The 14,512-nt window shown below is 71.0% G+C and carries 13 protein-coding genes; 2 read left to right on the forward strand and 11 right to left on the reverse strand.

The annotated features are described in order from the left end of the window. Positions 1-133: 133 nt before the first annotated feature. Together ACLQ3F_RS31130 and ACLQ3F_RS31135 are read right to left on the reverse strand one after the other, a co-directional pair. Positions 134-835 carry a DedA family protein gene (locus ACLQ3F_RS31130; protein ID WP_357260535.1) on the reverse strand — a complete coding sequence of 234 codons (702 nt, stop codon included), beginning with the start codon at positions 833-835 and terminating at the stop codon, positions 134-136. 116 nt (positions 836-951) lie between these two features. After that, positions 952-1,311, reverse strand: coding sequence for a glyoxalase (locus ACLQ3F_RS31135; protein ID WP_425853245.1), 360 nt, complete (start codon positions 1,309-1,311; stop codon positions 952-954). A gap of 159 nt (positions 1,312-1,470) precedes the next feature. Here ACLQ3F_RS31135 and ACLQ3F_RS31140 point away from each other — a divergent pair, with 159 nt between their 5' ends. Next, entirely contained in the window at positions 1,471-4,323 is a 2,853-nt protein-coding gene (locus ACLQ3F_RS31140; RefSeq protein ID WP_425853246.1) for an aconitate hydratase, read from the forward strand. A gap of 116 nt (positions 4,324-4,439) precedes the next feature. Next, positions 4,440-4,625, forward strand: a complete 186-nt coding sequence (locus ACLQ3F_RS31145; RefSeq protein WP_425853249.1) for a prevent-host-death protein — start codon at positions 4,440-4,442, stop codon at positions 4,623-4,625. Positions 4,626-4,675: 50 nt separating this feature from the next. Here the strand turns inward: ACLQ3F_RS31145 and ACLQ3F_RS31150 are convergent, their stop codons facing one another. The 9 genes from ACLQ3F_RS31150 to ACLQ3F_RS31190 form a co-directional block, all read right to left on the reverse strand. Continuing rightward, entirely contained in the window at positions 4,676-5,935 is a 1,260-nt protein-coding gene (locus tag ACLQ3F_RS31150; RefSeq protein WP_425853251.1) for an RNA polymerase sigma factor, read from the reverse strand. A 5-nt stretch (positions 5,936-5,940) separates the two neighbouring features. Beyond that, positions 5,941-6,276, reverse strand: coding sequence for a YciI family protein (locus tag ACLQ3F_RS31155; protein WP_387354257.1), 336 nt, complete (start codon positions 6,274-6,276; stop codon positions 5,941-5,943). 86 nt (positions 6,277-6,362) lie between these two features. Continuing rightward, complete coding sequence (locus ACLQ3F_RS31160; protein WP_355009975.1) at positions 6,363-6,974, reverse strand: GTP-binding protein; 612 nt, start codon at positions 6,972-6,974, stop codon at positions 6,363-6,365. Beyond that, the gene (locus ACLQ3F_RS31165; protein WP_030337267.1) at positions 6,955-7,341 is read right to left on the reverse strand and encodes a DUF742 domain-containing protein; all 387 of its coding nucleotides are present in this window, start codon (positions 7,339-7,341) and stop codon (positions 6,955-6,957) included. Before ACLQ3F_RS31165 ends, ACLQ3F_RS31160 begins: the two co-directional genes overlap by 20 nt. Positions 7,342-7,346: 5 nt before the next feature. Continuing rightward, entirely contained in the window at positions 7,347-7,769 is a 423-nt protein-coding gene (locus ACLQ3F_RS31170) for a roadblock/LC7 domain-containing protein (protein WP_091403761.1), read from the reverse strand. A gap of 81 nt (positions 7,770-7,850) precedes the next feature. Beyond that, on the reverse strand, positions 7,851-10,412 hold the full coding sequence (locus tag ACLQ3F_RS31175) for a nitrate- and nitrite sensing domain-containing protein (RefSeq protein WP_425853254.1): 2,562 nt from the start codon (positions 10,410-10,412) through the stop codon (positions 7,851-7,853). A 123-nt stretch (positions 10,413-10,535) separates the two neighbouring features. Beyond that, positions 10,536-12,152, reverse strand: a complete 1,617-nt coding sequence (locus ACLQ3F_RS31180) for a prenyltransferase (protein ID WP_425853256.1) — start codon at positions 12,150-12,152, stop codon at positions 10,536-10,538. Continuing rightward, positions 12,145-13,062, reverse strand: a complete 918-nt coding sequence (locus ACLQ3F_RS31185) for a terpene synthase family protein (protein ID WP_357204175.1) — start codon at positions 13,060-13,062, stop codon at positions 12,145-12,147. Before ACLQ3F_RS31185 ends, ACLQ3F_RS31180 begins: the two co-directional genes overlap by 8 nt. Continuing rightward, positions 13,059-14,396: a cytochrome P450 gene (locus tag ACLQ3F_RS31190; protein ID WP_357204182.1), complete on the reverse strand. Its 1,338-nt coding sequence runs from the start codon at positions 14,394-14,396 to the stop codon at positions 13,059-13,061. The genes ACLQ3F_RS31185 and ACLQ3F_RS31190 overlap by 4 nt, the downstream gene beginning before the upstream one ends. Positions 14,397-14,512 lie beyond the last annotated feature (116 nt).

Genomic DNA, 14,512 nt, shown 5'->3' on the forward strand with positions numbered 1-14,512 from the left:
GCCTACCAGATCAGCGTCGAACACCTCGCCGACTGGATCGCCACCCGCGGCTACGCCACCAGCTGACCCACACCACAAGACCGAAGGGCCGGACCCCACGAGGGTCCGGCCCTTCGGCATGACCAGTCAAAGATCAGTGCTCGTTGCCCGCGCGGACCGGATCGACGTCAGAGGCCACCGCAGCCGACTGACCGTCGGAGGCCACCTCCACGCCGGGCGCGCTGTCGGTCGACGTGACGCGGTGGGCACGGCGGCGCAGCCACCAGGTGCTGCCGAGCCCGGCGAGCACCGCGAGGACCAATCCGGCCCAGGAGATGTCCTTCAGCCAGTGTTCGGCGGCCTTGCCGACCGAGTAGAGCAGGTACGTCGTGCCGAAGGCCCAGACCAGGCCGCCGGCCGCGTTCGCCAGGAGGAAGCGGCGGTACGGCACGTGCAGCGCACCGGCGAGCGGCCCGGCGAGGATCCGTAGCAGTGCCACGAACCGACCGAAGAAGACCGCCCAGACGCCGTGCCGCGCGAAGCTCTGTTCGGCACGGGCGAGTTGCGCCGGGCCCAGGTGTTTGGGGAACCGTCTGCCCAGTCGAGCGAGGAGAGGGCGACCGCCGCGTCGGCCGACGGCGTACCCGACGGAGTCGCCGACGATGGCGCCGAACGCCGCGGCGCTGGCCACCCACTCCGGCTCCACCACTCCGGTGGCGGCGAGCAGGGCGGAGCTGACGAGCACGATCTCTCCGGGCAGCGGGACACCCATGCTCTCGACGCCGATCACGCCGGCGACGATGAGGTAGACCACGCCCGGAGGCAGGGCCGAGAGCCAGTGCTGGACGTCGACCACTCGGCACCCCTTCCGATCCGGCCTCCGACCCTACCCTGGGACCTGGTGAACCGGCGTGCTCGCGGACACCGCCCAGCCTCCATCCAACCCTTAACCGCGGGGGTCGAGGGCTGGCGTCAGCCGACGAGCGGGGCGACGAACTCCAGCCGGTTGCCGTGCGGGTCGTGAGTATGGAAGCGGCGCATCCCGGGCAGTTCGTCGTCGCCCCAGACGACGTCGTACCCGGCGTCGAGCAGCCGGCCGGCAAGCATGTCGAGGTCGGGGCGGAGCAGGGCAGGGTGGGCCTTGCGGGCGGGGCGGAAGTCGTCTTCGACGCCCAGGTGCAGTTCGGCGTCGTACCCGATGAACCAGCAACCGCCGCGGGCGGCGAGGGCCGGGGGTTTGGGTTTCTCGACCAGGCCGAGCAGGCCAGCGTAGAAGGCGCGCGAGACCTCCTCGGTGCCGCGCGGACAGGCCAGCAGTACGTGGTGGATCATTGCGGCACCTCCTGTCTCGAACCCTGGCACTCGCTTGCACATATAGCAAGACGGACGTACGGTTTTGTTGGAAGCGGAATCGGGCGGTAAGTGTCACCTAACCTCGGCGGCACCCCGGCCGGTGCGACAGACTGCTCAGGACTACTCACGGTCGCTGGTGTGAAGGAGTACGACGTGGCGAGCCTCGACACCTTCGGTGCGAAGACCCAGCTACGCGTCGGAGACGCGAGCTACGAGATTTTCAAGATCGACAAGGTGGACGGCCACGCACGGTTGCCGTACAGCCTGAAGATCCTGCTGGAGAACCTGCTGCGGACCGAGGACGGCGCGAACATCACCGCCGACCACATCCGCCAGCTCGGCGGGTGGGACTCCACCGCCGCCCCGAGCGTGGAGATCCAGTTCACCCCGGCGCGGGTCCTGATGCAGGACTTCACCGGCGTGCCCTGCGTGGTCGACCTGGCCACCATGCGCGAGGCAGTACGTGACCTGGGCGGCGACGCCACCAAGGTCAACCCCCTCGCCCCGGCCGAGCTGGTCATCGACCACTCGGTCATCGCCGACCTGTTCGGCCGCGAGGACGCGTTCGCCCGCAACGTCGAGCTGGAGTACGAGCGCAACAAGGAGCGCTACCAGTTCCTGCGCTGGGGTCAGACCGCGTTCAACGAGTTCAAGGTCGTCCCGCCGGGCACCGGCATCGTGCACCAGGTCAACATCGAGTACCTGGCCCGCACCATCATGGAGCGCAACGGCCAGGCGTACCCGGACACTGTGGTCGGCACCGACTCGCACACCACGATGGTCAACGGCCTGGGCGTGCTGGGCTGGGGCGTCGGCGGCATCGAGGCCGAGGCCGCGATGCTCGGCCAGCCGGTCAGCATGCTGATCCCCCGGGTGGTGGGTTTCAAGCTCTCCGGTGAGATGCCGGCCGGCACCACCGCCACCGACCTGGTGCTGACCATCACCGAGATGCTGCGCAAGCACGGTGTCGTCGGGAAGTTCGTCGAGTTCTACGGCCCCGGCGTGAGCGCGGTGCCGCTGGCCAACCGGGCCACCATCGGCAACATGTCCCCGGAGTACGGCTCCACCGTGGCGATCTTCCCGATCGACGCGGAGACGATCCGCTACCTGGAGCTGACCGGCCGGAACGCCGCGCAGGTCGCGCTCGTCGAGGCGTACGCCAAGGAGCAGGGTCTCTGGCACGACCCGGACGCCGAGCCGGACTACTCCGAGCGCCTGGAGCTGGATCTCGGCACCATCGAGCCGTCGCTCGCCGGCCCGAAGCGCCCGCAGGACCGGGTGCCGCTGGGCAGCGCCAAGACGCTGTTCCGCTCCGCGTTGACCGACTACGTTGCCGACGACTCCGTCGGTGAGCGCGACCTCAAGCCGGGTGTCCCCCGCGAGGAGCTGCCGCGCGGCGCCAACGGTCCGGCCGACGAGGCCAGCGCCGAGTCCTTCCCGGCCAGCGACCCGCCGGCCAACGAGTTCAGCGACCCGGCCGACGAGCCGCGTGACCTGGAGACCGCGGCGGTTGGCGCGGGCGGCCGGGCCAGCAACCCGGTCCGGGTCACGGGCAGCGACGGCGTGGAGTACGAGCTGGACCACGGCGCAGTGGTGATCGCCGCGATCACCTCCTGCACCAACACGTCCAACCCGCAGGTGATGATCGGTGCCGCGCTGCTGGCCCGCAACGCGGTGGAGAAGGGCCTGTCCCGCAAGCCGTGGGTGAAGACCACCCTGGCGCCCGGGTCGAAGGTCGTCATGGACTACTACGAGCGCGCCGGCCTCACCCCGTACCTGGACAAGCTCGGTTTCAACCTGGTCGGCTACGGCTGCACCACGTGCATCGGCAACTCGGGCCCGCTGCCCGAGGAGGTGTCCGCCGCGGTCAACGAGCACGACCTGTCGGTCGTCTCGGTGCTCTCGGGCAACCGGAACTTCGAGGGCCGGATCAACCCGGACGTCAAGATGAACTACCTGGCGTCGCCGCCGCTGGTGGTCGCCTACGCCCTGGCCGGCACCATGGACATCGACCTGGCCAACGAGCCGATCGGTGAGGACTCCGAGGGCAACCCGGTCTACCTGCGCGAGATCTGGCCGAACAGCGCCGAGATCCAGGACGTCATCGCCCAGGCGATCGGCGCCACCGGTTTCAGCGCCGCGTACGCCGATGTCTTCGCCGGCGACGAGCGGTGGCAGTCGCTGCCGACCCCGACCGGCGACACCTTCGCCTGGGAGAACGACTCCACCTACGTGCGTAAGCCCCCGTACTTCGAGGGCATGCAGCAGGAGCCGAGCCCGGTCGTCGACATCTCCGCCGCACGGGTGCTGGCCAAGCTGGGTGACTCGGTGACCACCGACCACATCTCGCCGGCCGGCGCGATCAAGGCGGACTCCCCGGCTGGCACGTACCTGGCCGAGCACGGTGTGCCGCGCCACGAGTTCAACTCGTACGGTTCCCGCCGGGGCAACCACGAGGTGATGATCCGGGGCACCTTCGCCAACATCCGGCTGCGCAACCAGCTGGTGCCCGGGGTGGAGGGCGGCTTCACCGTCAACCACCTCACCGGCGAGCAGACCTCGATCTACGACGCCTCAATGGCCTACCAGGAGGCCGGCATCCCGCTGGTCATCCTGGCCGGTAAGGAGTACGGCTCGGGCTCGTCGCGGGACTGGGCGGCCAAGGGCACGATGCTGCTGGGCGTCCGGGCGGTCATTGCCGAGTCGTACGAGCGGATCCACCGCTCCAACCTGATCGGGATGGGCGTGCTGCCGCTCCAGTTCCCGGTGGACGTCACCGCCGAGTCGCTCGGCCTGACCGGCACCGAGACGTTCACCATCACCGGGGTGACCGCCCTGAACGACGGTGACACCCCGCGCACCGTGCAGGTCAGCACCGACACCGGCGTGGAGTTCGACGCCGTGGTGCGGATCGACACCCCCGGTGAGGCGGACTACTACCGGCACGGCGGCATCCTGCAGTACGTGCTGCGCCGCATGATCGCCAACTGACGTACCGACGTCAGCAGGCTCCCTCCCGCCCTCGGCGGGAGGGAGCCTGCGTCGTTTCCGAGTCGCTCCCCCTGTACGGGCCCGCCACGGTCTAACCTCTCCACGGAGGTGTCAGGGTGGCCGAGCACAGCAAGGAGACTGACATCGGCCACGCTGGGAGTCCGGCTGCCGAGGTCGTTGCTCCACCTCGGACAACACGCATCAGTCGCGGGTCTCTGCGCGGTGCGCTGGACCTCACCGGCAACTGGGATTCCGACGAGGTCAACGACGAGATTGCTCGCTGCTTCGGGCTGTCCGAATGAGGCTTTGCTGGGCAAGTGGTGTTGGCCAAGCGCGGCTGACCCCCGTTGCCCTACCGGCCGAGTTCATCGGCCCGGTCGAGCAGCGCACGGCGCTCGGCGGTCGAGCCCACCGCTGCCGCCGCCTCCCGGAACAGTCCTGCCGCGCGTCTCCGGTCGCCCTGCCGGGCCACCAGATCCGCCTGCACCGCCACGGCGAGCGGATGGTCGTCCAGCCCGCCCCGGGCGCGGGCCGCGTCGAGCAGGACCAACCCGGCGGCCGGCCCGTACGCGTAGCCGTGCGCTACCGCACGGTTGAGCGCGATCACCGGCGAGGGGCGCAGGTCGGCGAGCGCGTCGTAGGCCCGCGCGATCGTCGGCCAGTCGGTCTCGTCGGCCGAGGCGGCGGTGGCGTGGCAGGCGGCGATCCGGGCCTGCCACGCGTACGGCCCGTCGTGGCGTACCCGATCGAGGGCGGTCAGGCCCTCGGCGATGGCGGCGCGGTCCCAACTGTCGCGGTCCTGCCGTTGCAGGGTGAGCAGGTTGCCGGCGGCGTCGCGGCGGGCGTCCCGACGGGAGTGTTGGAACAGCAGCAGCGCCAGCAGCGCGGCGACCTCGGACTGGTGTGGCATCAGCCGGTCGAGCAGCCGGGCCAGCCGGACCGCCTCGTCGGCGAAGGCCGGTTCGCCGTCGGCGACGTAGCCCCTGGTGAACAGGAGGTACAGCACGGCGAGGACGCCGGGCAGCCGCTCGGTCAGCGCCGGCCCGCTCGGCACCCGGTACGGGATGCCGGCCTGGGCGATGCGGGTGCGCGCCCGGGTCAACCGGCGGGTCATCGTCGACTCGCTGACCAGCAGCAGGCGGGCGATGTCAGCGGTGGGCACGCCGCAGACCGTTCGCAGCGTCAACGCCACCCGGGCCTCGATCGCGAGCGCCGGATGGCAGCAGGTGAAGATGAGACGCAACCGGTCGTCCACCACGTCCTGCCCCACCTCGGGCTCGGGCTGCGCGTCGTCGGGCGTGAGCAACGCCAGGTCGTGCAGCTTGCGCCGCTCCACTGTGGCCCGGCGTAGCACGTCGATCGCCCGGTTGCGCGCCACGGTCATGAGCCAGCCGCCCGGGTTGGCCGGCACACCGTCGGTGGGCCAACGTTCCAGCGCGACGGTCAACGACTCCTGGGCGCAGTCCTCGGCCAACGCCCAGTCCCCGGTGACACGGATGAGGGTCGCGACGATCCGGGGGTACGCCTCGACGCCGGCGACCGCGACGGCCTCCGCCGCCGCCGCGTCGGACGGTGCCGGGTTGCGCACCGGCCGGCGCGGCGGGGTGGACAACCTCGTCAGTCGGACAGGTCCGCGAACGGACGCAGTTCCAGTCGCCCCTCACGGGCCATCGGGTGGGTGCGGGCCACCTCGATCGCCTCGTCCAGGTCGGCGCAGTCGAGCAGGTCGAAGCCCACGATCACCTCGGCGGTCTCCGCGAACGGCCCCTCGGAGACGAGCAGCTCGCCGTCGCGAACGCGGACGGTGGTGGCCGCGCTGGTCGGCCCCAGTACGTTGCCGGTCAGGCGGCGGCCACGAGAGTCGTTCTCCGCCACCCACTTGTCGATGTCGGGAAGCTCGGTGGGGTCGGTGTCCGGCTCGGTGTCGCTGCAAACGAACATCATGTACTTCATCTGATCGCTCCCTTGGTTTCTCGGGGTGTCGCCAGCATGACGATCGGCCGGGAGCGTTCCGGACACCCTCCCCCGAAAAATTCCGGTCAGTCTCCGCTGGCGGCGCGGCGGCGGGCCTCGCGGGTCTTCATGGCGTGCTCCATCAGCGTGACGAGCACCTCCTTGCTGGACTCACGCTGCCGGGCGTCGCAGAGCAGCACCGGCACACCCGGGTCCAGGTTCAGCGCGGCCTGCACCTCGTCGAGCCGGTACTTCCGGGCGTCCTGGAAGCAGTTCACCGCCACCACGAAGGGCGTGCCCCGACCCTCGAAGTAGTCGATCGAGGGAAAGCAGTCGGCGAGCCGGCGGGTGTCGGCCAGCACCACCGCGCCGATCGCCCCCAACGCCAACTCGTCCCAGACGAACCAGAACCGGTCCTGCCCCGGCGTACCGAACAGGTACAGCACCAGGTCGTCGCTGATGGTGATCCGGCCGAAGTCCATGGCCACGGTGGTGGTGGTCTTGCTCTCCACCCCGGACAGGTCGTCGATGCCGACCCCCGACTCCGTCAGCACCTCCTCGGTGCGCAACGGCCGGGTTTCGCTGACCGCGCCGACCATCGTCGTCTTGCCCACGCCGAAGCCGCCCGCGACCAGGATCTTGATCGCGGTGGGCAGTGGCGTCGCTCCCGCCGGCCGGTCAGAGTGCCCGTAGTCCATTGATTACCGCCTCGAAGATGCTGTTGTCGGGAAGACCGGCCGTGGTCTGTGGCTCGCGGACCTGCACCAGGCTGCGGGCCGCCAGATCACCGAGGAGCACCCTGATGGTGCCCACCGGCAGGTCGAGATGGGCGGCGATCTCGGCGACGGACTGTATGCGTTGGCACAGCCCGACGATCGCCAAGTGCTCGGGACCGAGACCGACCTCGGGCGTGACCTCGGCTCGGGTCGCCGTGACCAGGGAGATCAGGTCGAATGTGCCGGTGACCGGGCGGGCCCGACCACGCGTCACCGCGTACGGACGCACCACCGGACCGGCGTGGTCATCCACCCACTGATGGTCTGCGGACTCCCCCTGGACCGTCATCGCCGCTACCTCTCGCCGACCTGCTGATCAGTGCCGCGCGACGGTGATGCGACGTACTTGCCGACCCGGGTGACCAGCATCGCCATCTCGTAGGCGATCAGGCCGACGTCGGCGTCCTCGCTGGCCAGTACCGCCAGGCAGGCGTTGCGGCCCGCCGCGGTGACGAACAGGAACGACGACTGCATCTCGATGATGGTCTGTTGCACCTGCCCGCCACCGAAACGCTTGCCGGCGCCCCGCGCGAGGCTCTGGATGCCGGCCGCCATCGCAGCGAGGTGCTCACCGTCGTCCCGGCTCAACCCCTGCGAGGAGGCCATCAGGAGGCCGTCGGTGGAGAGCGCGACCGCGTGTTCGGCCTGCTTCACCCGGCCCACCAGGTCATCCAGCAACCACGTCAGGTCGGCGCTCGAAGCCGTCTTCTGGGTCACTTCGTCGTCCTCTTCTCGCCCGGCTGTGTGCCGTTGTTCGTCTGGGGCTCGACCGTCACACCGCGCGTCGTCGGTGCTCGGTCAGGTCGCTTGTGGATCCTCGTCGGCCGGCTCGGACGGCGTTGTTGTCACCGGTGCGCCGGAGGCGCCGCCGAGCAGCCGCGCCGCGTCGGTCCGCCCACGCCGGGTGCCGGTCTGGTAGGAGCTCATCATCCGGCGAACCTGCTCCGGTGGGCGCACCACATCCTCGTCGTCGGTTTCGGACACCGCCGGGTCGTCTCGCAACTCGGGAACGATGTTCGCCTGTCGGACCCGGACGGGCAGGCCGGAGTCGGTCCGCTCCGCATCGGCGCTGGCGGGCGCCGGCCCACCGTCGCCGGCCGGGGCCGCCTCTTCGCCGGAGGGCTCCGGGCGGGTGGTGTCGACAGCGGGCAGCCCGGTGGGCACTGTCGGGGCTTCCAAGGCCGGCTGAGCGGGCCCGCGCCGGGCGCGGGTGGGCAGGTCGGGAGCGCTGGTTGCCGGGGTGGTCCGCTGCCGGGTGGGGAGAACGGTGTCCGCCTCGGCCTCCCCGTCCGTCGTCGGCGCGGTGGTGTCGGCTGGATTCGGCGCCGCCGAGGTCACCGCCACCTCCGACGTGGTGGTCGTCGGTGCGGCGAGCGCGACCGGTGCGAGGGGGGTCGTACGGCCGGTGTCCGTGGCGGGTGCCGGCGGCATCGGGATGGCCGAGCCGGTCCGGAACGAGCCGGAGTCCTCCGGGGAGGCGTCGGCCTCGGTGACCAGCTCCAGCGGGATCAGCACGACAGCGGTGGTGCCGCCGTACGCGGACTCCTTGAGCCGTACCCGCACGCCGTGCCGTTCGGTCAGCCGGCTCACCACGTAGAGCCCGAGGCGGGCGGCGTTGGCGAGGTTCAGCTCGGACTGGTCGACGATGCGGTGGTTCGCCGCGGCCAGGTCCTCCTCGCTCATGCCGAGGCCACGGTCCTCGATCTCGATGGCGAAGCCGTTGGAGACCAGTTGGCCGCGGACCTCGACCGTCGTGTGGGGCGGGGAGAACGACAGGCCGTTCTCGATCAGCTCGGCGAGCAGGTGGATGACGTCGCCGACCGCGCGGCCGGCGAGCGAGACAGGACCGAGCGGCAGCACGTTGACCCGGGTGTAGTCCTCCACCTCGGCCACGGCGCCGCGCACCACGTCGACCATCGGGACGTTGCGCCGCCAGGCCCGACCAGGGGTGGAGCCGGAGAGCACGATCAGGTTTTCCGCGTTGCGCCGCATCCGGGTGGCGAGGTGGTCGACCCGGAACAGGTCCTCCAGCTCCTCCGCGTCGTGCTCGCGGCGTTCCATCGCGTCGAGCAGGGTGAGCTGACGGTGGACGAGCGCCTGCGTGCGTCGGGCCAGGCTCAGGAAGACCTCGCGGACGTTGCGACGCAGGTCGGCCTGCTCGACGGCGGTGCGCAGGGCGGTCTCCTGAACGGCGTTGAACGCCTTACCGACCTGACCGATCTCGTCGGTGCCGAACTCCAGCGGGGGCGCCTCGGTGGCCACGTCGACCTCCTCGCCGCGCCCGAGCCGGTCCACCACCCGGGGGAGCCGCTCGTCGGCGAGCTGCCAGGCGGCCTGTCGCAGCCGCTCCAGCTGGCGCAGCAGGTTCCGCGCGGTGGTGATGGAGACGACGACGGAGGCGATGACGGCGAGCAGGCCCAGACCGGTGGCGAGCACCAGCCGGACGACGACCATCACGGCGACGCCGGTGGCCCGGTCCACGACGCCCTCACCGCCGTCGATCACGACGTCGTTGATCTCGGCCAGCGCGGGTTCCACGGTGCCGCGCCACTGCTCGGCGCCGACCGGTAGCTGCGTCGACGGCCGGCCCTCGCGGATGATGCTGTCCTGCACGGCGCGCAGTCGGGTGAACGCCTCACCCTCGACGAGCTGCTGGTAGCGGCGCTGGTCGGCGTCGGCGAGCCGGACCCGGGTCTCCTCACCGACGAACCGCTCCGCGCCGACCAGCGCGACGTAGCGGGCGTACTCGGCACCGCTCATCCGCCCGTTGCCGAAGAGGCCGCTGAGCAGTGCGTCCTCCTGCGAGACCAGCTCCTTCATCCGGTTGAGCTGGATGAGGGCGGCGGCCTCGCTGGCGATCTGCTTGTCGTCCAGGCTGCCTGTCACGTCGTAGATCTGGAAGATCGATTCGATCGCGCCGGTGTACGCCTCGGCGGCGGCGATCCGATCGATCTTGCGGTCGAGCACCTCGGCGCGGGTCTGCTTCAACGTGTCGACCTGGGCGATCGTCATACGGAGCTGGTTGTCCAGTGCGGAACTGCCGGCCATGTCGACCTGCCAGTGGCGCACCGAGTCGGCGAAGGCGCCGGCCAACTGCGTGGTCTTGAGGTGTTCGGCCTCAAGGGCCGTCCGCTGCGCGGCCTCGGGATTGCTCAGGTACGCCTGGGTCAACCGCCGCTCCACCTGGAGTTCCTGCAGCAGCGGCTCGCTGGGCGTGTAGATCTTGCTGTTGAGCAGCTGGATACCGAGGAGATTGAAGCCGTCACGCAGGGTCACCCACGCCGCGAACATCCAGAGCGCGACCAGGGAGAGCAGCAGGGCGACAACCTTGGTGCGGATACTCGTACCGCGAGAACGCATTGAACCGTCCCAGGCCGGGCGTTGACTCAGCTCATCAACGAATGATCAGAGGGGGCGACGTCCCACCACAGCGGGGCATCCGGGCTGAGGCTCTGCGTACGCTAGCAGTGTCCACACAACCCCTCAAGTCGCTGTTTTTGTTGACTGGTAACCGCAATCCACCACCGATCGGTCCACGCCGGAGGCACGGATGCCGGCCAGTCGGCAGGCGGCGAGCACCGTGGCGCGAACGATGACTGTCGGACAGTACAGCTCCTTGCCGTACCACAGTGGAGGGTGCTGCCGCGCGGCGGATTCGTGCAGGTAGGCGTGCCCGCGCGCCACGGCCGCGTCGACCCGGGGCACCGTCGTCGGCACCGTCAACAGCACCTGGAGGGCGTACGCGGTCTCCTCGGCGGTGCCGTCCCACCGCCCCCACGAGCCGTCCGCGCGCTGGCTGTCCAGCACCCAGGCGGCAGCCCGATCCACCGCCTCGGCGGCAGCCGCGCCCCGCCCGAACTCGGCAAGTGCCAGCACGCAGCACGCGGTGGCGTAGAGCGGCGAGGCGTGCCATCTGTCCTGCCAGGCCCCGTCCGCGCGTTGACGCCCGGTCAGCACCGCGCTCAGCCGGTCGACCGCCCGGTGGTAGCGACCGTCCGCATCCGGGTACCGGCTCACGTACTGACCGAAGGCGTCCAGCACGTGGGCGTTCGTGGTGACCGAGAAACCGTCCTCCCCCGGCCAGGTGCAGAAGCCGTCAGCCGTCTCGTACGCCCACAGGCTGGCCGGGTCCGCCGGACGGCCGAGTCGGGCCAACGCGTCGAGGGAGACCGCCGTGGTGTCGGCGTCGGTCGGCAGGCCGTCGCCGGTGGCGATGCCGTGGCCGGTGGTGGCAGCGGTCAGGCTCTCCAGGACCGAGTCCGGCGGGTCGACCGTGAACCCGGCCCGGTGCAGACCGCTCAGCACCCAGGCGCGCTCGAAGACGGTGATCGGTGCCGGGCAGGGCACCGGGCCGCCTCCGTCGCGGATCAACGCCCGCAGGAAGGCGTACGCGGCGGGGCCGGCAGCCGGGCCGGCGACGCTCAGCCAGGCCGCGGTCGCGGCGGGTGAAGCGCCGACCGCGGTGAGCGTGGGGCCGGCGTCGGGGGGTGCCGCGTCCAGGATCTCGTAGAAGTGGGCCAACTTGGGCGGCAGCGCCGCTCCGGCGGCCACCGCGGACCGCACCGCGCGCAGCCGGTCCCGGTTCAGCCCGGCCGGGAGCGGCAGTGGCGCGCGGTCCAGTCGGTCGGCGGCGGCTCCTTTCAGCCCGGCGAGCCGGCCATTGATCGTGTCGACCAGCGCCGGAACGATGAGGTCCAGCGCGGGGGTGTCCGGCAGGGTCCGGGCGTCCGCGCGGAGCAGCGTCTCGACGAGCGCGCGGAGCCCACGGGCCACCGGGGCGAGCAGCTCCGTCCCGGCCCTGCCGTCGGACAACACGGCGAGCAGCCCGTCGGTGGCGCTCAGCGTCGGCACCAGGGCGTACCCCTCGGGTGGGCCCCACGCCCCGTCCGGGCGCTGGGTGCGCACCAGGAACGCGATCCGTTGGTGGTGCCCGGTCAGCCAGGGGGCGACGGCGACCAGCCGCCCCGTCTCGTACACGGACGCGGCGACCTCCCCCCACGGCCGCAGGCCGAGGCCGGCGACCAGCTCGCGGGCGGCGTCGGCAACCGGTTCGGTCGTCGTCGCCGCGTCGGCGAGGAAGCGGGTGCCACAGTCACTCATCGCGCAGTCCCCAGAAGTCCGACAGTTGGTAGAAGCCGCCGGTGAAGGAGATCTGCCGGTTGAGGTAGTCCGCCTGACGGGGGCACCGCTCGGCGAGGGCGGCCAGGTCTCCCCGGGAGCGCGCGGTCAGCTCGGCCAGCCGGTCGTGCACCTGCGCCGGGTCGTCGACGAGCGAGAGGGCGTTCAGGTCACCCCACTCGGCGTCACGTGTCTGTGTGGCGAGGTCGTTGACCAACCGCAGCACCCGCTGCACGCCACGTCCGGCGTCCAGCAGGTCGGTCAACTGGGCAAGTGTCCGGTCGTCACCGGTCGCGATCCAGTGGGTGGCGTTGACGAAGGAGCAGGCCAGGTTGTCCGCGTTGTCCAGGTAGCGGTCCAGGTCCGGCAGGCGCCGCCCGGTGGTGGGGTCGGTCGGCAGGTTCTTCCAGTCCCACTCCCGCGCCACGGCGTCGAGCATCCGGGCCAGCTCGTCACGCCAGATCGGGCGCCGCCGGGTGAACGCCGGCACTGTGGTCAGCTCGTCGCGCAGGTCGGCCAGCAGTCGGGCCAGGTGCCGCCCGGGTGGCGGCGCGGCGCCGTCGGCCACCGCCAGGCAGTCATTCACGACCTCCCGGACGTCGTCCACGGACCGGGCGAGGTAGTCGACCTGCCAGTCGGCGGCGAAGACCCAGAGCAGGGTACGGGTGGTGATCCGCAGTTCGGCGGCGGTGTGCCACGGCGCGGTGAAGGCGATGGCCGTGGCCACCGAACTGAGCAGTGCCGGGTCGAACGGCGCGGCGTCGAACAGCTCGGGATGGGCGGCGGTGACGGTCTGAAGGTCGCGTACGCCCCGTACGGCGAGTGCGCACACCCGGCCCTGCTCGGCGACCGCGTCCTGACCGGCCCGCGCCGGTCGCGGGGTCCCCGTCACGATGCGGCCGGGCGCTCGACCGGGGTGAGGATGAGTTCGGCTCGTTGCTTGGGTTGCAGCGAGGCGCCCATCCGGGGGGTGAGATCGACCGGTTCGCGCAGCCGGAAGCGGTAGCGGCTCAGCACGGTGCTGACGATGAGCTGGGCCTCCAGCAGGAACAGGTACTGACCGAGGCACTGGTGCGGGCCCCCGCCGAACGGGAAGTAGGAGTAGCGGTAACGCCGCCGGGGCAGCTCCGGCGCGAACCGCTCCGGGTCGAAGAGTGTCGGGTCGGTCCAGAAGGTCGACATCCGCTGGGTCACGTACGGGCTGACCAGCACGGTGCCGCCGGCCTTGACCCGCACCCCGCCCAGCACGTCGTCGCCGACCGCGGTGCGCGGGATCATCCAGCCGGCCGGGTAGAGCCGCAGCATCTCGTCGAGCACCATCCGGCCGTAGCGCAGTTGGGGCAGGTGCTCGCGTCCGACCCGTTCGGCGCCGACCACCCGCTCGATCTCGTCGGTCATTCGCTCGGCCACGTCGGGCCGGGACCCGAGCACCGGCCAGAGCCAGGAGAGCAGGGCGATCGTGGTCTCGGTGGCGGTGGAGAACATCGCGACCACGTCGCCGCGGATCGCGTACTCGTCGGGCTCGCTGCCGTCGGCGCGCGGCCGGCAGAGCGTGGAGATGATGTCCTCGCCGTCGGTGGGATGGGCCCGGGCCTCCCGGATGATCGGCAGCACCACCTCGTCGATGGTGCGCACCGCCTCGCGGAAGCGCCGGTCGCCGGGCATCGGTACCGCGTACGGCACGACGGGCATCAGCAGTCGGGGGAGCATCGCGGTGGTGACGGTGTCCAGTGCGGCGCTGATCCGCAGCGCGTCGGGCACCGAGATCCGGTCGGCGAAGAGCACCCGCATTGTGGTGCGCAGGACGATCCGGGTCAGTTCGGCTCCGCCGTCGATCGGGCGACCGGCGCGGGCCGGTTCGAGCCACTCGTCGACCGCCTCGTTGATCGCCTCGGCCATCCTGTCGACGAGCATCTCGGCCCGCTTGGCGGTGAACAACGGTTGCAGCGCGCCTCGGCTGGATTCCCAGATCTCACCCTCGGCGACCAGGATGGCGTCGCCGACTATTCGGCGTACGGGGCGCCAGAGCAACCCGTCGCCGTCCCGGGTGTAGTTGGCAACGTTGTCCCGCAGAATGCGTTGCAGGTGCTCAGGGTGGCTGACCAGATAGGGGCGGAACGAGCCGAGGTTGAGCCGGACGACGTCACCGCCGGCGTCCTGCGCGAAGTCGACGAGTGCGCCCAGCGGATCGCGGGCCAGTGCCGGGAGAACGCGTCGTAACGGGATCGTCCGGGGCTCGGCGCTGACGGTGACGGGACGCGTCTCGGACACCTGCGACATCGAACCACGTCTCCTCGTCGTCCCGACGACCGCGACTGTCTACTTCGGTCGGTCAGGTTGAT

The sequence above is a fragment of the Micromonospora sp. DT15 genome (genome assembly GCF_049841475.1).
Classification (GTDB): Bacteria; Actinomycetota; Actinomycetes; order Mycobacteriales; family Micromonosporaceae; genus Micromonospora.